This window comes from Ruminococcus sp. 1001713B170207_170306_F1, assembly GCF_015668065.1.
Lineage (GTDB): Bacteria > Bacillota > Clostridia > Lachnospirales > Lachnospiraceae > Blautia_A > Blautia_A faecis.
The window spans coordinates 78294-102540 of the sequence record NZ_JADPEX010000007.1; the positions used below are offsets into that span (position 1 = coordinate 78294).

Here is a 24247-nt window from a genome sequence, read left to right on the forward strand (position 1 = left end):
GCGAAATGACAGTACAAGAAGAAGTAAACGCGGTTGTGAAAGCTGCAAAAGAGTATCGGTGGGGATCAGAACTTTATGAGCGGATGAGAAACCTAATCATTCGGGCAAATGTGAATATATTTAATATTCTCAGAAATAACCTGCTGCCAGAGGAATATGAGCAATTAGATCTGGAATATTGCGAGTATTTCCGCCCAGGACAAAAAGAGCTGAGCGAATGGGTAAGATCAGAAAGAAAGAGAGGTGAGCATGAAGCGTGGAAGGAAAAAAGAAGACGGCTTCTGGAACAGAAAAAGAAGCTGCTCTTGCGGAGCTTGACAGAGTAGAAAGGGAACTGGCAGAGCTTGGCCCGGATCCAGCTCTGGAGGCAGACAAGAAAAGTAATGCAGTCCTGGATAAGGGAAAAACCAGACCATTGAAAGAAGTTAAGTATCCTGTAGCAGTGAGTGCAAGTGAATTAAAAAAGATGGAAATACCACAAATTGTGTGGATTGTGGATAGGCTTCTTCCAGTTGGCGTTTCAATGATTGGTGCACCTAGTAAGTATTTTAAGAGTTATATGGCTCTGGGACTGTGCCTGGCTGTATGTACAGGTGAAAAGTTCTTAAGTTTTCAGTGTAACAAATACGCCTGTCTGTATCTGGATCTGGAAAGTACAAAGCGTAGACCAAAGAGCCGGTTAAAACAAATTATCCCAAACGGTGACTGGCCTGAGAATTTTTACATATTGACTGCAGAAGATGAAGTAAGCAAGATCAATGAAGGATTTACAGAACAGATTGAACATCAGTTAAATCAGCATCCAGATATCAAACTTATTATTGTAGATGTATTCCAGATGATTCGACAACCTGCTAAAAGAAACCAATCGGGGTATGATCGAGATTATGACGATTTTAAGGTTTTGAAAAGAATTGCAGATAGTCATGAAATTGCATTACTACTCATTCATCACACAAGAAAGATGAAAGATCCAGGGGATGTTTTTAATGAATTGTCAGGATCTGTTGGAGTTATGGGAGCATTAGACTGTGCGTGGATTATCACGAAAGAAGATCGGTATTCTGATGAGGGTACTTTGAATGTTACAGGACGTGATATGGAAAGTCAGAAGCTGAAGATACGTTTTAATAAATGTACATTTCAGTGGGAGTATGTTGGCACAGAGGAAGATGTAAATAAACAGAGAAGAATAGCCTGGTTTGCTCAGAATCCTATTAGAGAAACTATCCAGAAATTGGTGCAGCAAGGGAATGGATATTGGGAAGGTACTGCAGATGATATAAAAACAGCTAGTAAATATTTATCTTGGGAGATTAATGAAGATGTACGAAAAATAGGAAAATTTATTAGAGAGTTTGATGATTTATTTCAGGGGATTGATGGGATAAATGCAGTGCCCGGAAATTCAAAAACAAGAAGGTGGAAATTTAATGCTACTGATGATACTAATAATACTAATAATACCAATGCTACTAATGCTACTGAGTAATATAGGGAGCGATAGGTAGCGTTGTAGCATGGTAGCATGTGTTTTTTTACACAGGCAAAATCAGGTAGTGGAAAATGAAAGATTATTTCAAATATTGTAATGCTTTTGTCATTTTAACAAGAGAAGGAGTGGTTTTAACCTCTGATGATACAAGAATTACCCCAGAAGAGGACAGATATTTGCAGAATTTAAACAGAAGATTAAGTGAAAGAAAGTATAAGCGAGGAAAAGGTAGCATGACATTGGATATTAAAGCTTTAAGAGAACAGCTAAATAAAACCAGGCGTGATATTGATCGGAATGTTTATCTTATAAAATCGGCTGAAGCTAAGATGTTGAGAGTGGATCCGGGTGGCGGTGAATTTTACGATCTGATTGATACAGTAGAAAATGTCAAGAGTGAAATTGAAAAGTTGAAATGTAGTGAAGTACAGTTGATGAAAAAAGCATGGGACTTAGAGCAAAAGGAGCGGTCTGATGAAAGAACAGCAAATATGGATTAAGACAATGGATTCGGCAGCAGAGGTTGGAAACCTTATTCTTGCACTGTTTGAAGAGGATGAGGATTATAGCGGAGAAATGCGTGTTCTGGTTGGAAAGCCAGAAAGTGGGGGATATGAAAAGCTGAGCCACATATATGACTTGTCAAGTATGGCTGTGAATGTTATGAAAGAGCATTATGGAGACAGAAATGTGGAAGTTATCACCAAAGAAAACGGCTATGGTCTGCTGCCAGATTATGAAAAGGGAAGTATGGAAGCGATAGAGGAACAGCTGAAGAATATTGATCATCATTTAGAATCTATCAGTGGTTCTTTGAAAAAGCTTTCTCGCTGTGTAACGGAAGCTCCGGAAAGAGATGTCTTTACTATTTGCGGAGCTGTTTCAACCTCGGAGTACTAGTGAGAAAGGAGAACAATGGTAGAAGAAGTTTTGAAAACAGGTCAGCGCAATGCTCTTTCACCGGAATATCTGGCAAAGAGGTTGAACCTTGGAACAGTCAGGGCATTGCAGAAACAGGTAGAGAAAGAACGCTGGGAAGGTGCTGTTATTCTTTCTACGTCCATTCCTCCGGGCGGTTACTATCTGCCAGAGAATGAAAGAGAGGTAAGGCAGTTTATCAGAACCTTGGAGAACAGAGCTGATAATACCCTGGGAGCACTGAAAAGTGCCAGGGCATATCTGGAAAAAGCAAAATAGCCCACTGCACAAGGCAGCAGGCAACCGGATTGTATGCAGTTATTGTAAAGGGGGTGTTGCCTTGTGTCAAGCCAGAAGATGAGCAATAAGCAGCTTGTGTTGAGAATCAAAGCCGGTGAGAACGTTGCTGATAATATGCTGCAGCTCTGGCAGCAGAACCAAGGATTTATCAGATCTATTGCAAAGAAATATGCAGCTTATGAGGAAATTGAGGATTTGATCCAGCAGGGATATTTTGGAATGTGCAATGCAGTAAATGGGTATGATCCAGAAAACGGTGTTTCTTTTCTGCACTATGCTTCTTTCTGGATCCGGCAGAGTATACATGGCTACATAGAAGATTGCGGAAAAATTGTGAGATTGCCAAGACATTTCCGGGGGAAGTTGACGAAATACAAGCAATTCACTGCTGCCATGTATGCGGAGCTTAACCGGAGACCGACTGATCAGGAACTCTGCTATTATCTGGATGTCGGATATGAGAAGCTGGAAGAACTGAAGCGGGCAGCAGTCTTGGATAAAATGGGGAGTCTTGATGTACCAGTAGGAGAAAACGAAGAAAGTACTCTGTGTGACGTCGTAGCGTGTCCAGATTGCTCCGAAAATGAAATCCTGGATAAAATACAGGCTGAACAGTTAAAAACGGTTATTTGGACTATTGTGGATGATTTGCCGGGAATAGCTCCGGAAGTTCTCAGGGCAAGATTCCAGGAAGATCTGACACTGAAAGAAACTGCTGCAAGGGTAGGGACCACAGTAGAAGCAGTCAGGCAATGGCAGAGCAAGGGACTTAGAGAACTGCGGAAACCTTCCATGAGCAATGAACTCAAACCCTTTATCTGGGATGATTATGTATACAATCAAGCTCTTCGTGGTAATGGTGCAGAGCACTTCAATCGGACTTGGACAAGCAGTACGGAAAGGATTGCCCTGGAAGAATGGTAGGATGGAAATTCCAAAACGAAACGAATCTTTCCTATACGCGCGTAGAATGTCAAGTTTTCTCAGGTTTTTGCTGTAATGTCCATGGGTTTTAAAACGACGAAACAACACGAATCAGGCTGCTTAAAAACAAACACGAATACCTTATAAAACCAACGAATCTGTGGCATGTAAAGGGCGGAATGTTCCGTAAATACTGGCTGGAACGCTCCATAAAAAAGCGAGCGTTCGGAAAAGAAAAACGAACGTTCGGGAAGAAATTGCATTGCAGCGTTGCAAAAGACAAATGCAACGCTGCGATTTCGGGATGTTAAGAAATGTTAAGGTTTTGCGGAGGTTATTCCGGGAATACTCAAGAAAACTCCAGTTTTTAACGCAGTAGTTACTGAAGCTGCCGGGGAGCAGCGTTTTCTCAATGAAGCATATATCAAAGTGCGGATCCAGGCTTTTTATGAGGTCCCCAAGAGCTGTTCCAAGGTAAGAAGGACGGCTATGTTAAACGGGGAACTCCTTCCGGCAAAGAAACCGGATATTGACAACATCGTAAAAGCTGTTCTGGATGCCCTTAATGAGGTGGCATACCGGGATGATACACAGGTCGTGGAGCTGCAGGTAAGAAAGCAGTACAGCGAAAGACCAAGACTGGAGATCTGCAATGAACGGCTGGAAGAGTTTTTATCCTTTGAAAAAGGGAAGGACCAAGAAGGCAGAAGCAAAGAATATTTTGCTTATCAGATGTTTGCAGGGCATTAGAAATAGCAAATGTAGGAAATGTAAAACAGTGGTTATCTGAAATGGGTATCCGTACTGTGGAGCCCCTTTTGACCGAACAAATCGTTATATCCGGTCGAAAACGAGGGGGGATATTTATCAATGAATCGAGGCTTTGCAGCCTTATTCTATCCAGTTGGACGCTGATAAACTTAGCGACAAAACAGCGTCGAGTTTAGGAAAGCGCGGTTGTTGGCTTATCAATGAATCTGGTCTTTACAGCCTTGTATTGTCCCGTAAGCTTGTATCTGCAGAGCAATTACAATACATGGTAATGAGGATGACAAACTTAATAACGATTTGTTATCGAATTTGTAGACTGGTTTCCTAGAATGGCAGAATATGGTTTTGAAGCAGAAAAAGACTTTTGCTCAAAAATGAGCGAAAGTACAGGAGGTAGACCGGTTGCGGATTATGAGATCTCCGTAGACGTGATGAGACATATTTATCTTATAGGAGGAACCGGCGCAGTTAGGAGAAGCCAAAATTGGATTGAGCTCAAAAAATAAGTTTGCCAATAAAATAGTTTGGCAGAATAAGAAAGGCGCTGGCAATTTTTCCTTGGGGTGGAACTAAGAAGAAGCAGCTCAACGCAAAATTGCGTTCACCGCTCAGAGGCATCTGATCAGAAGGAACAAATGGTGGAATCCATTGTCAACAGAGTACCGGTGCAATATTGCTCAAAATTAAGCGGCGATTCTATTGCTGAAAACTCAGCAGTGCAGAAGGGAGAAAATGAATGAACGAACTTGTTTATTTGAAAAATGATGAAGCGGTATGTGATAGTCTACAGGTGGCGGAGAAATTTGAAATGCGACATGATAATGTGCTACGTGCTATTGATAATTTGCAGAAATCGCTCCTCAATTTTGAGGAACCCTCAAAGATGTTTATTGCCAGCAAAAGAAAGGCAGATGATGGACAGTATCATAGAATGTATCTGATGAATCGGGACGGTTTTTCCCTGCTGGTAATGGGATTTACTGGTAAAGATGCCCTTGCATGGAAATTGCAGTATATAAAAGCATTTAACCAGATGGAAAAACTTATCCGGGAAAAGGGGACTGCTGCCTACAGGATCTCTGATCAGGAAGAGAGGATGACCAGGAGGACAGAAACAGATGCTATCAAGGAATTTGTGGAGTATGCCAGAGCGCAGGGAAGTATTCATGCAGATCATTATTACAGCAACTGTACCAGGCTTGCATATAAGATTGTGGGGATCACAGATAAGGGAACTGCGGCCGGATCTCAGCTGGATGATTTGTCCCTGGTGGAGCATCTGATTGCGCATACTTTGAGAACCGGTATGGCAGCAGGACGGGGCTACAAGGATATTTACCTGGACTGCAAACACCGGCTGGAATCCATGAAATATCTGCAGTGTACAGCGTGATAGGTGGGAAATCATTGGTGTGAAAGCATAAAACCGGGGCAAAAACGGATGAAAACCATGTGAGGGTAGAATTTAGGGTAAGACAAAAAGAGCAGAAAAAAGCCGCTTGTTATATTGGCAACAAACGGCTAGGGGATAGAATCCTGAAATGGAAATCCACTATTTTAAAAATTGAGTTGATTGAAATCAATATACAGGTCTTCATAAATACCTACTTTGATCGTGTCAGCAAAGGTGTATTGTTCGGAATCGCTGGTATCGAAGTTGTAGACAATGACAAAGTTCTTGAGTGGATCCACAATCCAATATTCACGAACACCTGCGGTCCGGTATTTGAATAGCTTGGTGAAATAATCCATTCGCCTGCTGCCGGGGGAGACAATTTCAACGATCCAGTCCGGGGCACCAGTACAGCCCTTATCGTTGAGCTTGTTTGGGTCACAGATCACGGAGATATCCGGCTCTACATAGTTTTTATCATTCTCGCTTAGAAATACGGCAAATGGAGAGACATAGATTTTGCAGGAACCTCTCTTGGAATCAATGTAATCTGCAATCTTCCGATACAGTGCGCCAACGATATCTTGGTGTTTTCTGGTAGGTGGTGCCATGTAGTAGATCTGACCGTCAATCAGTTCTGCCCTGGTTCCTTCTGGTAAAGCATAAATATCTTCGATAGTGTAATCTTCTCGTTGTGGTAATGGCATAGTAACACATCCTTTCTTGGAAAACATTAATAAGTTTCAAGTAAGTGTTATGGTTGTGGTGGTGTTGCTTGTTGGAAGTCAATAACTAAATCATAGCCCATTGCAGAGAGGACTTTTTGAGCATCTTCGAATCCAAAGTTTTTCTTGTTTAGTAGTTTGGTAAGTCCTTGGGGCTTTATGTTTAACTGTTCAGCAATTTCCCTTTGTGATATTTGTTTTTCAAGCATGAGCTTTTTTATCTCAATAACGATTTGTTCATTATCTTTGTAATGTATGGACATATTGCACCTCCTTTTTACTAAAGTATAATAAAAATAAGGTTATAAGTCAATCTAAAAAGATGAAAAATAATACAAAATATATTACAAAATGGTTGACAAGTAACCCAAAACGGGTTATACTATAATCAGTTCAAGGGAACAGTACAACAGCGAAGGGTGAAAACGAAGTAGCGGAAGTACACCGGAGACACCAACATAATACCGGGCAAGGGTAAGCAAAGGAACAAAAGTTGCCGAGATTGGTTTAAGACCTGCCGGAGCTGATCGGGATTCCTAGAAGAGAAAGGAGATGCATACATGAGATATAATTTATCAAAAATCATGTTGAAAGCCTGGAAGGTTTACCGCAAGACAAAGGGTATCAGTTTTGCTGAAGTATTCTTTGTGGAGGAGATATTCTGGCACAAGCAATGAGAAACCAGATTGCAAAGAAATATATTATTGTAGGGGGTGCTGGTCATACCACAGAAACGTTGCGACAACTGGTCCACAGGGAATATCCTCAGATTGTCACAGAAAATCTTCCAGAAGCAGAGGTGTTTTCCTGCTATTTAAAAGAAGTTTATCAATTAGAAGCCGATGCCCTGGAAACCCGGTCGTCCAATTGTGGAAATAATATTACCAATCTGATTGCATTACTAGAAGAAAAGAATATAACCTGGAAGAGTATTATTCTGTGTCAGGATGCAACTATGCAACACCGCATGGAAGCAGGGCTTCACAAATATGCATCAGAAAAACTTATTATCAATTATGCATCTTATCAAGCGAAAGTTTGCTATCAGGAAGCTGAATTGCAGTATCAGATTCAAATACATGGAATGTGGAAAATTGACAGATACATAAATCTGCTTATGGGAGAAATTCCCCGTCTTACAGACAATGCGGAAGGCTATGGACCAAATGGTAAAAAATTTATTTGCCATGTGGATATTCCAGAAAATGTTCGGGAGGCATTTGAATTATTGAAAACAGTTTATGGAGAAGAAACAAGAGCTGCAAATCCTTTGTATGCGTGAGAAACTGGAGACAGAGAAAACGCTTAGATAGAACAGGATGTGTAACCGCATATGGGCTAACCTTAATGTTAGATTACTGCACCAGTAATCGTGTTACTTGTTAAGTTAATTGACCGCCGTGTACCGGACAGTATGCATGGTGGTGGGAGAGGTCAGGGAAGCATTGTTAGGCAATTTACCATGGTCGGATTTAAGGGGAAAAATAGAATATGCTATCAACTTATCTACAGATATAAGTCGTATTTTTAAATATGAAAGAGAGCATACAGATGAAAAAAATAATAGTTTATATGAAATATTTATAAACAAGGCACGTACGCATCGAAACTGGTTATCCCATATGTTTGAGAGCAAAGCTCCACAACATTTTTCAGGGGCTGAAATAGATCTAGCAGTTCGTAAACTTAAATTTTTATTCAGAATACTGCTGTTACATGATATTAATGCAGAAATAGAAGATGGAGAGGTTGACAGAGTTTGCAGAAATATTGATAAATGGTATGAAAAGAATACATTATCATGATTAATGATTAAGAGGAAAGTCAAACCTATGGCTTTCCTCTTAGTCAAAAATGATATGGTATCAATTAAGCTTTCTCCCACCCCAATATTTAGTGGCGTTAAATTTCTTTTATAATGTCAGCAAATCTATCGAGAGTGTATGCACCGTCCATATCGAGTTCTTTGTTGTTAAAAACCATAAAGTAGCGATAAATGCGTCCCGCCTGTTCCTGCCATTTTCTGCCGAGTTCCAGCTTAGATTTGCTGTCATCTCCATCAAGATAATCACCTTTGGCTTCAACCAGAATAAATTTCCCGGATTTCATCATTACCATAAAATCTGGATAATGATTGAGATAGCCGTTTATGTAGAAGTCCTTTCGTTCAATAATTCTGTGCCACCAGCGGATGTTATCTGTGCCAACAATGATATCAATTACTTTTCGTTCGAAGTCATTCATGTCATCTTTTTCAGCTTCATAGAGAGAATAAGGGATTGAGTCGATCGTGGAAGATGGAGTGATTACAGGTTTGAGAGCATATGAATCACGGCATACGATTTTTCCGCTGTCCAGCCATTTTTTAAACTGCTTATTACGGTATGTATTTTCAAGAGTTTCAATTTTTTTCTGTATTTTTCTTGCGTATACAGGGATGGCGGTTTCCATAGTAGCCAACTCATTTTCAGTCATACCATTAACAACCCTGCGCACATAGTTTTCTATGTCAGATGTAGCATATCGGTTATTTTTATTAATTTGTGCAGCAATTAAGGATGTACATTGACGTAGTCTGTTTTCTGGAGGCAGGCTTTCCAGATATTTTCGGATGTATGTAATATCAGGCTTGGAGATACGTTTGTATTTTGGAACGGCTTCCCCCTGTTCTTGAATATCAACTTGATACATTTCTCCAGTTGCCAGTTCAAAACTAATCTGGGCATCCTGCCCGGACAGTGAGAACCCCTCAGATAGGTTTTCAGGCTCCAAAAACTCATATGTACTGCCAAATAAGTCTGGTTCACCTTTGATATAAAATTGCGGTATTCTTAAATTTTTAACTTCTTCCAGATATTGACTTTGCATTGTATTTTGATTTAACATTTCTCCAAGCTCACCTCCTGTGAAGAAGCTATCTTTGGTGGCATTTATCTCTGCTGTATATTTTTCAGACTGGGCCGTGGCCGCAGTAATCATGGAGGTAAGAGTAGTGTGCATTTCCCCAGGATTTGCAGCTGCCTTTTCGGATGTTCCTGTTGCAAAGAGAAACTGTTGAACTTCCGCTGGATTTACATCGTCAAAGCAATCGGCTTTTTCAGTTTGAAGCAGTTCTGGTGAAAATGTTTCCTGAACTGGTTCGGGCTGTTCTGGTGTCTCCTGAGGAGGCAAATCCTCTGCAATACGGTAGTCTTTCCGGCTGAAACCGGATTTATTCAACCCCACAATAATGCTGTCCAGAGTAGAATGAAAATCGTTCGAGCAGGTTAGTACATACGAGGTGTTTAAAAGCGGTGCTGTATGTTGCTTTGCATATGGCTGACGTAGGATTCTACCGAGAATCTGTTCAACATCTACTTTGGAGGTTTTGTTAGCAAGAGAAGCAAGGATGTATGCAAATGGGCAATCCCAGCCTTCTTTGAGCGCATTAACAGTAATGATATATCGAATTTCACAGTTTGGACTAAGCAAATCGATATTTCCAAGATCATCTACTTTTGAAGTTTTAACAGCAATTTGTTCCTTTGGAATGCCCATCTCAACTAAAAGTTCTCTGATTTTATCGAAGGTATCGCTTTCTTCATTGATTTTTGGCTGTGCCTGAAATAGCACAATTGGACGTATATATTTTCCACCAGAAAGCTGTTCGGCGTTGGCTTGTTTTTCCAGATTACCGCGAAGCTGAATTGCGTCCTGAATAACCGCCTGTCTGCTGTTTCTGTTGAATACAACAACAGGCAGTTTAACCATATTTTCTTTTTTTAGTTCCCTGGCATCCACATAAGAGATGATATTACTGGTGCTACGAGGTGTTGCTGTCAATTCCAATATAAAAGATGGATTTAGGTTATTGAGCATTTCGGCACTAAGAGTAGATCCTGCATTGTGGCTTTCATCAACTACAGTTACAGGAGAGAGGAATCGCAGAATCTGAATTAGTGCAGTATCCGGGGTATCCGCAAGTAATACGGATTCGTCATCGAATTGTTCAGCAAAGCGGAAAAGATTTCCGTTTTCCTGATAGACTTTGCGGACATCTTTTTTTCTACTGTCAATACGCAGAGAGGAATAGCTCAATACACAGATTGTCAGCATTTCACGGACACTATCTGGGGAAAAATTTTGTCCGTTCAGCAGCATTTCTTTAGTATAAACACCTACACGTCCTGCAAAATCCATGTCCAAACGCTGGCGGTATGGATGGTTTACATCTGATAAAGTACGGAGTGTCTGGGTAAGAATTGAATCGGATGGCACGAGCCATACAACTACTTTTGGTTTGTTGACTGGAAAATGTTCAAATATTGTTTTTACGGCAGAACAGGCTATAAAAGTTTTACCGCCGCCTGTAGGAACTTTTATGCACACATGAGGTGTGTTTTCTATTTTATTCTGATAGTATGGAACACCGTTAAATCCAACAGGAATATCTTTATTCCCCCAGTATTTTTTCCAACCCTTTATAATATCATTTTCACAATCTACTGCATCAATAAAAGAGGATAAATCCTGTAAAACAGTTTCTTGATAAGTTTTTAATTTCATTTATCCATCTCTCCTTTACATTTTTTTGATGTCGCGTGGTATTTTTTTGAATGAAATATGCCATTTTTCTAGTTCACGTTGACTGAGTGTACAAAGATCAGCATAAATTACATATTCATCTGCTTTTGTTTGTATTGTGTGTAAGAAATCTCTGTTCAGTGTGGTAGTGTTTCCTTTTTCATAATTAAAATAATAAGCGACATCCATATGTGTGCCCATATAGCAAGGCTCTTCAGTGTGGAGTGGCTCAAGCTTTTGCTGGGTTTCTGTAAAATATACATATTTGCGAATGTCATCAAGACCAATGGAAGCATTCAGTGCTTCTCCATCAAAGATGGATTCACCAAGTTCATAGTAGCTAAAATTTCCACCCGTGCCTTCAGTAGCATTTTTTTCGGTTCCATAGCCATTTATTACACGTTTTACTCGCTCAGCGGTGATGGTATCAGCATAATTACCCATTTCCACCAGAATGAATTTGCGGTTACCACCGTCTATTTTGTTCATGTTTAGAACAGCATGAGCAGTAGTGCCAGAGCCTGCAAAGGAGTCGAGAATAATGGAATTAGAGTCTTGTTGCGAAATTCTTAACATATACTCGATTAACCTTACTGGTTTAGCATAGTTGAAATTTAATTGCAAATTCTTTAATTCAGCTGCGCTTTGTCGATTTTCATATTCTGTAATTAAATTTGAGGGAACTACTCCTTTTTGTTGTTGCTCACTCAGCCAAAGTTTGTTATAGATATTCCATGTACTTTTATTGCCATTTTGATCTACTAATCCAGAAGTTGAAGTCTTTTTAAATACAATATTTCCAGCTTCAAGCTCTTTTTTATATCGTGGGTAAATCCATTTCCAAACTTTATCAGTTTTTAATGGTGTTACTATTAATCCTTCTTCAAGTTTGTTAGGAAGACTATTCCCAGGAGGGATTGCAAATGTTCCATCTGGACATTGTATATAATATCTTTGATTAGCACGAGCTTCAAGACTGGATTTAAACAGCCTCTCTTCACCGTACAATTCTCCTTTTCTGGAACCTTCTTGTTGTGTAAATTTATAGAAGGTTTTAATTTGTTTTTGAGTCATGACAGCTCTAAAGTATGGTAAAACATTAATATTCTTTGCATATGCTAGAATATAGTCAAGGCTAGGTGTATAATAATGCCCTTTTGCACCGCCTGATTTCATTTGTCTACTAAAGTCAGTTATATAATTTCTTGCACTAAAAATTTCATCGCATATCAATTTTAGATTTGAATGTTCGTCTTCACCTATATTTATAAAGATAACTCCATCTTCAGCTAGTAATTTTTGTAATAATCTTAGTCGCGGATACATCATGCATAGCCACTTATCATGACGACTCAGATCTTCACCTTGTTTGCCAACCGTTTCACCGAGCCATTTTTTTATTTGTGGATCATTCACATTATCATTATAAACCCATCCTTCTTCTCCAGTATTGTAAGGCGGATCAATATAGATACATTTTATGAGTCCCTCATATTGAGGCAGAAGACTTTTTAGCGCAAGCAGATTATCTCCATGGATAATCATATTTTCACTGCCATTATCTTCTTCATGTTGTCCGTTTTCGTCAAAACTATATTTGCGGTCAAGAACACAGTAAGGTACATCCAAATGATGATTTACTACTTTGCTCTTGCCAATCCAGTCTAATGTTGGCATGGTAGAATGCTCCTTTATTATTTATTCGGCATTGGAGGTGCTTTTATTAAGATCAATCGAGAGGGTATAGGCACTATTTTGCACCAATGTTTTTTGAGCAGAACACCGTTGATATTCACTCATGATTACCTGTGTTGCTGCGTTTATGCCATAAGGATCCAGTGCCAGGAATTTGCGGAAGGTATCATACAGTTCATCTTCAACCGTCCATGCCGAAAGCTTTTTCTTTTCGTCAGTTATTAAGGTATTATGAGCAGTTTCTTTTGATTTACCAGTCAAATAGTCATAAGATACATTTAACAAAGAAAGCAATGCTTCCAGAGTTTCAAATTCCGGATTCCGTTTTCCTGTTTCCCACATTGCTACAGAACCCTTTGAAACATTTAGGGCCTTTGCAAGAGAAACTTGAGTATATCCACAAGCTTTTCTTGCCTTTTTTAGTCTTTCACCGTTCATATTATTACCTCCATGTGAGAATAATAACAGTAATTGTGAGAAAAATCAATGAACTCTATGAAAATATATTGAATTACTGTATTATATGTGAGATTAAGAACCAATACTTGCAATAAAAATGGAGACGTTGCAATATATAATCTAACAATAAGTTGTAATTTTTGAAATTTCAAATACTATGCGTTAATTATTGTCCAGCTGATCTACTTGCAGGACATCTGTGTCCATCAACAGATCTATTGTTTCACCCTGGACATATTTTAACGGATTTGGGAATACTTCTTCACTGCAATATTTTGCTTTTTTCTCTGAGAGAGTTATTGGAGAAATGTCAAGTTCATTAAAATAAGGCATGACAGCGGAAAGCATATCTGGATCAAGGTTATTTTTTTGTGAATCAAGTCCATGTCTTTTTTTGATTGCACATAATACATTTAACATTTTACGTTTTACTCTCTTTGAGTAACGGCTGTTCGCAATTTGTTCATGGGCATCGTTATACAGTAGAAAATCACCAGTACCGTACATTCGCTTCAGAAGTTTGCATATCGTTTCACGAGGACGTATATTTGAGCCGTCTAATAGTTCTGACTCTGTACAATGACATTTCTTTTTATCGCTTAACAGTTTTGGACGTCGTTCACGTAATTCTATTCGGAGCTGTCCAAGGGCATTGTTGAGTTCTTGTTGATCGTCCAAGTAACCTTGAGCATGTTTAATCTGTAACTGAGGATATTTCAAATATATTGAAAGCTCATAGCTTTTACAACTGATTGTAATGGCGAAGGCTTCTGGAGTATTTCTTTTCTGTTTCTGATTGTATCGTTTTTCAATATTGAAACGGTGAGGTATTTTTGCTTGTTTGAGTAAATATAGATATACTTCGGCAGTTTTTTGATCGTTGGGGCAGAAGGCTTGTATCTGGCATTTACAAGCGTTCATGAGGTAATGCTCCATGATGCGGAAAGTGTGGAGCCTGAAGAACTGAAAACAATTCTGGAGGCTACTATAGAAGAAGCAACTCCGGAAGAGGATGTGCTTACCAGACATATTTATCATTATGATCTGAAATCAGACCAGATTGAGATGATGGCGGCATAGTGTTGTGAATTAGTTTCTGGCTGGTGATTTTGGGATGACCGGGATCACCAGCAGGTACTGTCAGAACGAAACGGTATCAAATCTAACTGTCGTTAGATCTGGAACGGTATATACCGTGGCAAAGCTAGTGGAATGGGTTACTTTTGATACTTTTTTTGATAACGTCAGTTTTGATACAGATGTAGCACTGAGGTTTATAAAATTTTCAGATTTAGGTAATTTCTTTTCATGGAAATATCGTATGGATTATGATATATTAAATATAGAAGAAACGGATATAGGAGGTGTCGAAAACGGCTGAGAAAAACAACATAAAACCGGATACCATACTAAAGACATTTTGGCGGGATAATGATCATTTCGCAGATTTATTTAATGCAGCGTTATTTGATGGAGAACAGGTACTGAACCCTGCTGATCTCATGGAAGTAGATACAGATGTTTCCTCCATGGTGAAATTTAACAACCATGCAGAGACGGTTCAGAAAGTCCTGGACGTGGTGAAGAAAACAGCCTATGGCGTGGATTTTGTAATCTGGGGGCTGGAGAACCAGAGTAAAATCCACTATGCAATGCCTTTACGGCATATGATCGGGGATTCCCTTTCGTATCTGAAGGAATACAACGAAATCGCAGCCAGGAACAAGGCTGAGAAAGGGTGTGAGTCTTCTGACGAATTCCTTTCCAACTTAAAGAGGACAGACAGGCTCCATCCAGTGATAAGCCTGTGCGTATATTATGGGGAAAAAGAATGGGACGGACCGTTCTGTCTGGCAGATATGCTGGAAATCCCGGAAAGACTGAAACCTTTGGTATCCGACTATAAAATGAACTTGCTTCAGTTAAGGAAAAGCGGATCACTGCGGTTTCATAATGCAGATGTGGATACCGTATTTGATGTAAGCCGTTCTATTTATGAAAAGGATTTTCAGAAGATCAATACTGTGTATAAAGAAAAGGCAATCCCTGCAGAACTCGGAGTCGTGATCGGAGCAATCACAGAATCCCAGAGACTGATTAACCATGCTTTGCAATCAGAGAAAAAAGGAGGGCAGATTTATATGTGTGGTGCATTAGAGGAATTGGTAAACGAGGGCGTTCAGCGCGGCAGACAGGAAGGAAGAATCGAAGGTCTCCAGGAAGGAATTCTGAAAGGACAACTGGAGGGAATCCATGCCAATATTCGTACTTGCAAAACGTTTAAGATCAGCAAATCAGACACAATCAAGAACGTTGCGAAAGAATTTTCACTGTCAGAGGACGAGGCAAGAGATTACGTGGAGAAATACTGGTAGGAATCAAATATAATCAGAAGTGTATGTGGAGCAGAATCTATAATGGTTCTGCTCCAATTTTGTTTATAGCAGAAAGGAAATAATAAAATGAAAGTCTATGGGTATTGCAGGATTTCTACATCCAAGCAGTCAATGGAGCGGCAGATCAGAAATATTAAGCTGGCATATCCAGACGCAGTTATTGTAAAAGAAACATACACAGGAACGATAATACAGGGACGAAAAGAATTTGAAAAGCTGCTCAAAATAGTTTCTACTGATGATACGCTGGTCTTTGATTCAGTATCTCGTATGAGCCGTACTGCACAGGAAGGGTACGAAATGTACCAGAAACTATATAACCAAGGCGTATCCCTGGTATTTTTGAAAGAACCTCATATACCCATATTTGCAGTGCCGTTTATACAATTTTTCCTATAATACAGCAAAAGTTTTTAGGGTTGTTATTCTTTCTGAATCATAGTAATCTATAGATATCTTATGAAGAGAACCGCATTTGTCGGTTTGCAGGTCAGGAGGAAAAATATGCCAGATATCAGAATACAAAAATACAAAAATCCCATTATTTCTGGTTACAATCCAGATCCGTCGATTTGCAGAGTCGGGGATGATTTTTATCTTGTAAATTCAACTTTTGAATTCTATCCCGGAGTGCCGGTTTACCACAGTAAGAATCTTGTGAACTGGGAATTGATCAATTACTGTCTGAGAGATAAAGAGCAGCTTTATCTGGACGGTGTTCGGCCGTCAGGCGGAATTTATGCGCCGATGCTCTGTTACCATAACGGTGAGTTTTTTATGACCACTACCAATGTGTCACATAAGGGGCATTTGATCGTACATACCAGCGATATTTATGGGAAATGGTCAAAGCCGGTATGGATTGATCAGGGAGGGATTGATCCTACTTTGCTGTTTGATGGTGAAGATGTTTACTTCGCCTCTACTTCCAGAGATAAAGATGACAGGGATGGAATTTTTATGTGTAAAATCAATCCATACACAGGAGAAAAGCTGTCCGAAAGTGTATGTATCAGTCATGGATGCGGCGGAATCTGTCCGGAGGGACCTCATATTTACAAGCTGAATGGAAAATATTATTTGCTTCTTGCAGAGGGTGGCACAGAATATGGACATATGGTTACCATGCAAAGAGCAGATTCTCCATTTGGACCGTATGAGGCGTGTCCCCATAATCCGATTCTCAGTCACCGGGATAATCCGGATGGCTCTATTTCCTGCACTGGACATGCTGATCTGGAAGTAGATCAGAATGGAAACTGGTGGCTGGTTTGTCTGGGAATCCGGCCTTCTTGCACTCCGCAGCGAGGTCTGAAACTTCATCATCTTGGAAGAGAGACCTTTTTAAGCCCTGTAATCTGGGATAAAGAGGGTTGGCCGGTTGTTGGAAACGATGGCAGAATCGCTTTGGAAATGAAGGGACCACTTCCAGGCGACCAGGTGCAGCCGATATGCCGGGATTTTACAGATGATTTTTCGGAAGAGAAATTCAGCCTGCATTATAACTGGGTTCGAACTCCGCATATGGAAAATTATGTGCGTGATACCGCTGCCAGACGGCTTATTTTGAAAGGAACAAGCGTAACTTTAAATGACACGGATACTCCGACATGGGTCGGAATCAGGCAGAAGGAATTTGATGTTGAGGCAGATGTTGTGGTGAGTTTGAAAGGAAATTTTTCAGATGCCTGTCCGTTTTCCCAAGACAGCAACGTCAAAGGTCTAAATAAAAGAGTGGGACTGGGTACATTCTACAATCAATTTTATCATTATGAAATTTACTTAACCAGAGAGGGCGGACAGTACAAGGTTTGTTTTTCCAGGCATATTCATGATATGTTTGCAAGAACAGCTGAGAAGGTAGTATCCTCTGGGGAAAATATTCATTTTCGTATTATCGGTAATCCTCTGGAATATGATTTCTGGTACAGCGAAGATGGAAAATACTATGAGAAGCTGGGCAGCGGTTCTACTGCAGGGCTGGCTACAGAAGGAACTATGTACATGAGTTTTACCGGAACTTATATCGGAATGTTCTCAGAAAAGGCGGAAGGGCATTTTAGAAATTTTTCAGTGAAGATAAATAAAAATTAATTGCTGAATAATCAAGGTTAACGGAACCCCCTGCCGGGCGGGATCGCACTGCGGCGCAAATATAAATGTGGCCGGAGGCGATCCGCTGCAGGCAGAGAATCCTGTAAATTGTGACGTACATCTTACAGAAATCCTTTTCAAACAAAGACTGTGGGAAAAAGTCTGTAAATAAGATTCTTCTATGATATGCAAGGGTGATGAGCCTGAAAATTAGGCTTTTCACTCTTCAAACACGCTTTAATCAGATCGTGAAGCGCTCTCTTGAAGCTGATAAATAGTGCCAAATCTGACTGGCAAAATGCATGGGGAAATCGAAGGATTACTTTTCCGCATCTGCAAGATTTTTCTTCAATTCTATCATTTTATCACGCAGCTCTGCTGCCTGCTCGAAATTCAAGTCTGCAGCAGCCTGGCGCATCTGTTTTTCCAACTGGGAGATCAGGTTCTTCAGCTCTTTTTTGCTCATGGATTCCGGATCCTTCTTCAGCTTCACTTCAGTTTCAGCAACTGCCTTGGAAACTGCAATCAGATCACGGACTGCCTTCTTAATAGTAGTAGGAGTAATTCCATGCTCTTTATTATAGGCTTCCTGGATTTCCCTGCGACGGTTGGTTTCCTCAATGGCATTTCTCATGGAATCCGTCATCACGTCTGCATACATGACAACGTGTCCTTCGCTGTTTCGGGCAGCACGGCCAATGGTCTGGATCAGGGAAGTCTCAGAACGAAGGAAGCCCTCCTTGTCTGCATCCAGAATAGCAACCAGAGTGATCTCAGGAATATCAAGTCCTTCTCGCAGAAGGTTAATGCCTACAAGCACATCAAATACATCCAGACGCATGTCGCGGATGATTTCTGCACGCTCCAGGGTATCAATATCCGAATGAAGATAACGGACACGGATTCCCACATCTTTCATATACTGGGTAAGATCCTCGGCCATTCGTTTGGTGAGAGTTGTGATCAGCACTTTGTTTTTTCTGGAGGTTTCTTTCGTTATTTCAGAAATCAGGTCGTCTATCTGTCCCTCTACAGGGCGCACCTCCACTTTCGGATCCAGAAGACCGGTAGGACGGATGATCTGCTCGGCGCGGAGAAGCTCATGGTCGTATTCATAATCTCCCGGGGTAGCAGATACAAACAAAACCTGGTCAAGTTTATTCTCAAATTCTTCAAAACTCAGAGGGCGGTTATCCTTAGCAGAGGGCAGACGGAAACCATAGTCTACCAATGTCTGTTTACGGTTCTGGTCGCCAGCATACATAGCGCCAACCTGTGGGACTGTCTTGTGCGACTCATCAATAATAAGAAGAAAATCATCCCCGAAATAATCCAGCAGAGTATAAGGCGGCTGCCCTGGCTCCAGTCCGGAAAGATGACGGGAATAGTTCTCAATACCGGAGCAGAAGCCGGTTTCTTTCATCATTTCAATATCAAAGTTGGTACGCTCGGAGATACGCTGGGCTTCCAGAAGCTTGTCTTCGCTTTTAAAGTAGTCTACCCGTTCTTTTAATTCCTCTTCAATGGCAATGGCTGCTTTCTGAATCTGCTCCGCTGGTACTACATAATGGGAAGCAGGGAAAATACCGATGTGCGCAAGCTGACATTTGATTTCTCCGGTGAGCACATCAATCTCAGAGATACGGTCAATCTCATCTCCGAAAAACTCCACTCTGACAGCGGTATCTGAGCTGTTAGCCGGAAAAATCTCCAGAGTGTCGCCACGGACGCGGAAGGTACTTCGGTGGAAGTCCATTTCATTTCGGGTGTACTGAATGTCGATCAGCTCCCGGATAACCTCATCACGATCCTTAGTCATGCCAGGACGCAGGGAAATCATCATGTCCTGAAATTCCTGAGGAGAACCCAATCCATAGATACAGGACACAGAAGAGATGATAATAACATCTTTTCGCTCTGACATGGCGGCAGTGGCAGAAAGACGGAGCTTGTCAATTTCATCATTGATCGCAGAGTCCTTGGCAATATAAGTGTCAGAAGAAGGCACATATGCTTCTGGCTGGTAATAATCGTAATAGGAAACAAAATACTCCACCGCATTCTCCGGGAAGAATTCCTTAAACTCACCGTATAACTGTGCTGCCAGAGTTTTATTATGGGCCAGGATCAGAGTAGGCTTATTCAGCGCCTGAATAACGTTTGCCATAGTAAAAGTTTTACCAGAGCCGGTGACACCAAGCAGCGTCTCAAACTGATTTCCCTCTTTAAATCCCTTTACCAGTTTCTCAATAGCCTGTGGCTGATCGCCGGTTGGTTTATACTCGGAATGTAATTCAAAATGATCCATATGAGTCCTTTCTTTTATAAAATCAAACACGCTTTAACTGTTTTCAGTATAGCATCCTTTTTTATAAAAGTACAGCAGAATCGAATATTTGTTCTGCCTTCTGAAATGCCAGAAGCATTCCAAAACTTTAATTGACAGACATACCTATAGTGCGTTATCTTAAAAAAGAAAAGCGTGATTGTTCATGACCTGACCAGTAACACGCTTCGCGATGCACAGAAATCATGCAGAATTATTAGGAGTGCTGGAAATGGAAGAAAAACAAAAGAATAAAAGATATGTGCTGAGAAAGCTTTTTTTTGCCTCGTTATATCTTAGTACGTTTACTTTTGGCGGCGGATATGTGATCGTTACTTTATTGAAAGAGAAATTTGTGGATCAATATCACTGGATCGATGAGGAAGAAATGCTGGATCTGGTGGCAATCGCACAGTCATCTCCAGGAGCAATTGCAGTAAACGGAGCAATTGTGGTGGGATACAAGCTTGGGGGAATACCGGGAATGCTGCTGTCGGTTCTGGGGGCTATTATTCCGCCAATGGTGATCCTGTCCCTGATTTCCTTGTTTTATGATGCATTCTGCTCTAATTATTATATAGCAGCTCTTTTGAAAGGCATGACTGCCGGCGTAGGTGCTGTGATCATTTCTGTGGTATACGACATGGGGAAAAACGTGGCGAAATCAAATGACTGGGTAAATGTGGTTATTATGGTCATCAGTTTTTGTGTAAGCTATTTTCTGAAGGTAAACATTATTTATATAATACTTATTGTGGCTGTATTTGGATTTGCGCGTACACTTGTGAAGGAGGGCAGCAAAAAATGATTTATCTTCAGCTCTTTTTCAGCTTCCTTCAAATTGGTGCATTAAGCTTTGGAGGTGGATATGCAGCAATGCCTCTTATACAGGAACAGGTAGTGACTATGCATGGCTGGATTTCCATGGAAACTTTTTCGAATCTTGTGACCATTGCAGAGATGACTCCTGGTCCTATTGCAGTAAACTCCGCAACCTTTGTAGGAACCAGGATTGCTGGTCCTGGTGGCGCAGTGGTGGCTACTCTTGGCTGTATTTTACCCTCCTGTATAATTGTAACCCTGCTGGCATATATTTACACGAAATACCGGAAAATGTCCCTTCTCCAGGGAACTCTTACATCCCTTCGCCCGGCGGTTGTGGCCATGATCGCCAAGGCAGGAGTTACCATTTTAGTATCATCTTTTTTTATAAATGGTGCAGTGGAACTGTTTCGGGAAAACATATGCATTCGAATGGTGGTGTTCTTTACTGCCGCACTGGTGCTTTTAAGAAAATTTAAAATGAATCCTATTCTGGTGATGGTTTTGTGCGGTGTGGCAAATATGGTGTTTTGCGCGGCTGCCGGAAGCTGACTGGAAAAGATATGCCAGCTGACTTTCGTATATGGTGCTGCCGCAGGTAGGCTGCACCTGTGTTTAGAAGAAAAAATAAGGGGGATAACAGATTGAACATATGTGTATATGGCGCTTCAAGTGCACTGCTTAAAAACATTTATTATGAAAAAACAGAAGAGCTTGGAAGAGCAATGGGAAAAAGAGGTCACGGTCTGGTGTTTGGCGGCGGGGCTACCGGAATGATGGGAGCAGCAGCCAGAGGCGTGGCAGCAGAAAATGGTTACATACTTGGAATTGCTCCCCGATTTTTTGATCAGCCTGGAGTTCTGTATGAGAAATGCACGGAATTTATTTTCACAGAGAATATGAGAGAGCGCAAAAAACTTCTGGAAGAAAAATCAGATGCTACGATCGTAGCACCTGGCGGAATTGGTACCTACGAGGAATTTTTTGAGATTTTTACCTTGAAAAGCCTGAAACGTATTGACCGCCCAATTGTGCTGTATAACATTGACGGATATTATGACAAGATGAAAGCATTGCTGGAGTACACAGCAGAAGAGAAATTCATGGATTTTTCCGTGCTGGATCTGGTAGTCTTTCTGGATGAGCCGACAGCAGTTCTTGACTATCTGGAAAATTATAAAAAATAGAGGCTGCTATTCAGCAGGGGCTGTTTTGCGAAACATATAACTGTGAAGGTGCTGAACAGTTACAAAACGGACATGTCGCCTATGGGCGGTATTCCTATATAGGAAAGAAGATGCCAGGGAAAATTTTCTCAAGGCATCTTTTTCATTTATGCGGCAGCAAACATAAGACTGCGTTGGCAGATACCTGATAGTATCCTTGCTGTCCAAAAAAAGTATTGCAGTAAGGAGAATTTAGCCAGAATGGTAAAGTATAGGGTAAAAACTATCAAAAAAGATGAAAAAAATTTGTAAAAAATATTGACAAAAGGAATACTGAGGTGTATCTTAAGAACATAGATGTTAGCACTCCTAAATAATGAGTGCTAACAAAAGGAATTCGAAGAAGCCAGACGGAAATCAGAATCAGGTTTGACCGTCTGCTTTTCAGGAAGGAGCAGATATTTCATGGATGAAGTATTAGATGAGCGCAAACGGAAAATACTGAAAGCAATCATCAAAACTTATATGGAAACAGGTGAGCCTGTAGGCTCCAGAACTATTTCCAAGTATCCGGATCTGAATGTCAGCTCTGCTACTATCCGAAATGAGATGTCCGACCTGACGGATATGGGCTACATCGTACAGCCCCACACCTCAGCCGGAAGAATTCCATCAGATAAAGGCTATCGCCTTTATGTAGATGAGCTTACCAGGGAGAAGGAAGCCGAGATCGCAGAAATCCGTGATCTGATGATTGAGAAATCAGATAAGATGGATAAGGTGCTCAGGCAGGTGGCGAAGGTTCTTGCCACGGATACCAATTATGCGGCTATGGTTGCGGTTCCCCAGTATAAGGGAAGCACCCTGAAGTTCATTCAGCTTTCACGAGTCAATGAGCGGCAGCTGATTGCCGTAGTTGTATGTGAGGGTAATGTCATTCGGAACCAGATCATTAATATTGATGAGGAGATGGATGATCAGACGATCCTGAAGCTGAATCTTCTTCTTAACACGAACCTGAACGGCGTACCCATCCAGGATATTAATCTGGGCATGATTGCTAGATTAAAAGAACAGGCGGGTAGCCACAGCGGTGTGGTTGCAGATGTGCTGGACGCAGTTGCAGCTACAATTCACGTGGACGAAGAAGATATGAAAGTATATACGTCGGGAGCGACCAACATATTTAAGTATCCAGAGCTTGCAGATACATCCAGAGCCAGTGAGCTGATTTCTACTTTCGAGGATAAGCAGGAACTTGCGGATATGGTCCGTGAGGAAATGGGAGACTCGGAGAACACAGGAGTTCAGATATACATCGGGGATGAAGTTCCGGTACGTACCATGAAAGACTGCAGTGTGGTCACAGCTACTTATGAGCTGGGAGATGGAATGCGTGGAACTATTGGAATCATCGGTCCCAAGCGAATGGATTACGAGAATGTAGTGGACAGCTTAAAGAAATTAAAAGTCCAGCTTGACGAAATGGTAAATAAGAAAACCTAGAAAGGCGGTTGAAAGCGTGTCAGAAGAAATGAATAAAGAAGCCGAAGTACAGGAAGAAGCAGTTGACATTCCGGTAACAGACGGAAGCGAAGAAGAGGCAGCAGATACAGCCCAGACAGCAGAAGAGGAGACTTCCGAGGAACCTGCACAGACAGAAGAAACTGAGCAGTCAGATCAGGAAACCGAATCTCAGAAGGAACCGGAAACCAAGACAAAAACTTCTTTCTTCGGTAAGAAGAAAAAAGAGAAAGATAAATTTGAACAGCAGGTCGAGGAGCTTACAGACAGACTGAAGCGCAGCATGGCTGAATTCGATAACTACCGTAAAAGAACGGAGAAGGAGAAATCCAGCATGTACATCATCGGCGCCAGGGACATCGTTGAAAAAATGCTTCCGATCGTGGATAACTTCGAAAGAGGTCTTGCACAGGCACCGGAGGATGATTCATTTGCAGAAGGCATGAAGATGATCTACAGGCAGATGATGACAGCTTTTGATGAGATGGGTGTGAAGCCAATCGAAGCTGTAGGTAAGGAATTTGATCCGAATCTGCATAATGCAGTGATGCATGTGGAGGACGAATCCGTTGGCGAGAACATCGTCGTAGAGGAATTCCAGAAGGGATATACCTACAAGGATTTCGTTGTAAGACACAGTATGGTAAAAGTTGCTAATTAACAGAAAGCAGCTTGG

Annotated in this window: 27 protein-coding genes and 1 pseudogene; 21 read left to right on the plus strand and 7 right to left on the minus strand. The window is 41.0% G+C overall.

Annotated features, from left to right (window positions below):
- Positions 1–5: 5 nt before the first annotated feature.
- The 9 genes from I4V84_RS06465 to I4V84_RS06505 all read left to right on the plus strand — a co-directional run bounded on the left by I4V84_RS06465 (position 6) and on the right by I4V84_RS06505 (position 5801).
- Positions 6–326 carry a hypothetical protein gene (locus I4V84_RS06465; RefSeq protein ID WP_148461263.1) on the plus strand — a complete coding sequence of 107 codons (321 nt, stop codon included), beginning with the start codon at positions 6–8 and terminating at the stop codon, positions 324–326.
- Positions 257–1492: an AAA family ATPase gene (locus tag I4V84_RS06470; protein WP_148461264.1), complete on the plus strand. Its 1236-nt coding sequence runs from the start codon at positions 257–259 to the stop codon at positions 1490–1492. The genes I4V84_RS06465 and I4V84_RS06470 overlap by 70 nt, the downstream gene beginning before the upstream one ends.
- Positions 1493–1566: 74 nt before the next feature.
- Positions 1567–1995 carry a hypothetical protein gene (locus I4V84_RS06475; protein ID WP_148461265.1) on the plus strand — a complete coding sequence of 143 codons (429 nt, stop codon included), beginning with the start codon at positions 1567–1569 and terminating at the stop codon, positions 1993–1995.
- A complete protein-coding gene (locus I4V84_RS06480; protein ID WP_148461266.1) occupies positions 1970–2395 on the plus strand; it encodes a hypothetical protein in 426 nt (141 codons plus the stop codon). Before I4V84_RS06475 ends, I4V84_RS06480 begins: the two co-directional genes overlap by 26 nt.
- 15 nt (positions 2396–2410) lie before the next feature.
- On the plus strand, positions 2411–2692 hold the full coding sequence (locus tag I4V84_RS06485) for a hypothetical protein (RefSeq protein ID WP_195379275.1): 282 nt from the start codon (positions 2411–2413) through the stop codon (positions 2690–2692).
- 63 nt (positions 2693–2755) lie between these two features.
- Positions 2756–3637, plus strand: coding sequence for a sigma-70 family RNA polymerase sigma factor (locus I4V84_RS06490; RefSeq protein ID WP_148461268.1), 882 nt, complete (start codon positions 2756–2758; stop codon positions 3635–3637).
- Between the two features lie 345 nt (positions 3638–3982).
- Positions 3983–4387: a RusA family crossover junction endodeoxyribonuclease gene (locus I4V84_RS06495; protein ID WP_227198737.1), complete on the plus strand. Its 405-nt coding sequence runs from the start codon at positions 3983–3985 to the stop codon at positions 4385–4387.
- A 323-nt stretch (positions 4388–4710) separates the two neighbouring features.
- A complete protein-coding gene (locus I4V84_RS06500; protein WP_227198736.1) occupies positions 4711–4914 on the plus strand; it encodes an antA/AntB antirepressor family protein in 204 nt (67 codons plus the stop codon).
- Positions 4915–5144: 230 nt separating this feature from the next.
- On the plus strand, positions 5145–5801 hold the full coding sequence (locus I4V84_RS06505; RefSeq protein ID WP_148461271.1) for a Rha family transcriptional regulator: 657 nt from the start codon (positions 5145–5147) through the stop codon (positions 5799–5801).
- A gap of 164 nt (positions 5802–5965) precedes the next feature.
- Here I4V84_RS06505 and I4V84_RS06510 read toward each other — a convergent pair whose 3' ends face one another.
- Together I4V84_RS06510 and I4V84_RS06515 are read right to left on the minus strand one after the other, a co-directional pair.
- Positions 5966–6508, minus strand: coding sequence for a Uma2 family endonuclease (locus I4V84_RS06510; RefSeq protein ID WP_148461272.1), 543 nt, complete (start codon positions 6506–6508; stop codon positions 5966–5968).
- Between the two features lie 47 nt (positions 6509–6555).
- Positions 6556–6789, minus strand: a complete 234-nt coding sequence (locus I4V84_RS06515) for a helix-turn-helix transcriptional regulator (protein ID WP_148461273.1) — start codon at positions 6787–6789, stop codon at positions 6556–6558.
- Positions 6790–7199: 410 nt separating this feature from the next.
- On the opposite strand from I4V84_RS06515, the gene I4V84_RS06520 reads away from it, so the two are divergent.
- Together I4V84_RS06520 and I4V84_RS06525 are read left to right on the plus strand one after the other, a co-directional pair.
- Entirely contained in the window at positions 7200–7808 is a 609-nt protein-coding gene (locus tag I4V84_RS06520; protein ID WP_195991452.1) for an ElyC/SanA/YdcF family protein, read from the plus strand.
- A 136-nt stretch (positions 7809–7944) separates the two neighbouring features.
- Positions 7945–8331 (plus strand): HEPN domain-containing protein, encoded by a 387-nt coding sequence (locus I4V84_RS06525; RefSeq protein ID WP_173769813.1) that lies wholly within the window; start codon positions 7945–7947, stop codon positions 8329–8331.
- Between the two features lie 97 nt (positions 8332–8428).
- Here I4V84_RS06525 and I4V84_RS06530 read toward each other — a convergent pair whose 3' ends face one another.
- The 4 genes from I4V84_RS06530 to I4V84_RS06545 form a co-directional block, all read right to left on the minus strand.
- The gene (locus I4V84_RS06530) at positions 8429–11071 is read right to left on the minus strand and encodes a DEAD/DEAH box helicase family protein (RefSeq protein ID WP_195991453.1); all 2643 of its coding nucleotides are present in this window, start codon (positions 11069–11071) and stop codon (positions 8429–8431) included.
- A 15-nt stretch (positions 11072–11086) separates the two neighbouring features.
- Positions 11087–12766, minus strand: coding sequence for a site-specific DNA-methyltransferase (locus I4V84_RS06535; RefSeq protein ID WP_173769815.1), 1680 nt, complete (start codon positions 12764–12766; stop codon positions 11087–11089).
- A gap of 21 nt (positions 12767–12787) precedes the next feature.
- Positions 12788–13222, minus strand: coding sequence for a helix-turn-helix transcriptional regulator (locus I4V84_RS06540; protein ID WP_173769816.1), 435 nt, complete (start codon positions 13220–13222; stop codon positions 12788–12790).
- Between the two features lie 183 nt (positions 13223–13405).
- A complete protein-coding gene (locus I4V84_RS06545; RefSeq protein ID WP_173769817.1) occupies positions 13406–14164 on the minus strand; it encodes a hypothetical protein in 759 nt (252 codons plus the stop codon).
- A gap of 6 nt (positions 14165–14170) precedes the next feature.
- On the opposite strand from I4V84_RS06545, the gene I4V84_RS06550 reads away from it, so the two are divergent.
- From I4V84_RS06550 to I4V84_RS06570, 5 genes and pseudogenes are all read left to right on the plus strand, one after another.
- Entirely contained in the window at positions 14171–14323 is a 153-nt protein-coding gene (locus tag I4V84_RS06550) for a hypothetical protein (RefSeq protein ID WP_173769818.1), read from the plus strand.
- 115 nt (positions 14324–14438) lie between these two features.
- On the plus strand, positions 14439–14624 hold the full coding sequence (locus tag I4V84_RS06555) for a hypothetical protein (RefSeq protein ID WP_173769819.1): 186 nt from the start codon (positions 14439–14441) through the stop codon (positions 14622–14624).
- On the plus strand, positions 14608–15618 hold the full coding sequence (locus I4V84_RS06560; RefSeq protein WP_173769820.1) for an Rpn family recombination-promoting nuclease/putative transposase: 1011 nt from the start codon (positions 14608–14610) through the stop codon (positions 15616–15618). The genes I4V84_RS06555 and I4V84_RS06560 overlap by 17 nt, the downstream gene beginning before the upstream one ends.
- A gap of 87 nt (positions 15619–15705) precedes the next feature.
- Positions 15706–15999 (plus strand): annotated as a pseudogene (locus I4V84_RS06565) (recombinase family protein); the annotation flags it as partial.
- Positions 16000–16143: 144 nt separating this feature from the next.
- On the plus strand, positions 16144–17733 hold the full coding sequence (locus I4V84_RS06570) for a glycoside hydrolase family 43 protein (protein WP_195991454.1): 1590 nt from the start codon (positions 16144–16146) through the stop codon (positions 17731–17733).
- A 319-nt stretch (positions 17734–18052) separates the two neighbouring features.
- On the opposite strand, the gene uvrB is transcribed toward I4V84_RS06570, so the two are convergent.
- Positions 18053–20041 carry an excinuclease ABC subunit UvrB gene (gene uvrB, locus I4V84_RS06575; RefSeq protein WP_173735237.1) on the minus strand — a complete coding sequence of 663 codons (1989 nt, stop codon included), beginning with the start codon at positions 20039–20041 and terminating at the stop codon, positions 18053–18055.
- A gap of 250 nt (positions 20042–20291) precedes the next feature.
- Between uvrB and I4V84_RS06580 the strand changes: the two genes are divergently transcribed.
- From I4V84_RS06580 to grpE, 5 genes are all read left to right on the plus strand, one after another.
- On the plus strand, positions 20292–20867 hold the full coding sequence (locus tag I4V84_RS06580; protein ID WP_187564997.1) for a chromate transporter: 576 nt from the start codon (positions 20292–20294) through the stop codon (positions 20865–20867).
- Positions 20864–21433, plus strand: coding sequence for a chromate transporter (locus tag I4V84_RS06585; protein WP_173769825.1), 570 nt, complete (start codon positions 20864–20866; stop codon positions 21431–21433). Before I4V84_RS06580 ends, I4V84_RS06585 begins: the two co-directional genes overlap by 4 nt.
- Before the next feature lie 92 nt (positions 21434–21525).
- Entirely contained in the window at positions 21526–22068 is a 543-nt protein-coding gene (locus I4V84_RS06590) for a TIGR00730 family Rossman fold protein (RefSeq protein WP_118578562.1), read from the plus strand.
- Positions 22069–22512: 444 nt separating this feature from the next.
- Complete coding sequence (gene hrcA, locus I4V84_RS06595; RefSeq protein ID WP_187564996.1) at positions 22513–23553, plus strand: heat-inducible transcriptional repressor HrcA; 1041 nt, start codon at positions 22513–22515, stop codon at positions 23551–23553.
- A 28-nt stretch (positions 23554–23581) separates the two neighbouring features.
- On the plus strand, positions 23582–24232 hold the full coding sequence (grpE, locus tag I4V84_RS06600; protein ID WP_195991463.1) for a nucleotide exchange factor GrpE: 651 nt from the start codon (positions 23582–23584) through the stop codon (positions 24230–24232).
- The last annotated feature ends 15 nt before the right edge of the window (positions 24233–24247 follow it).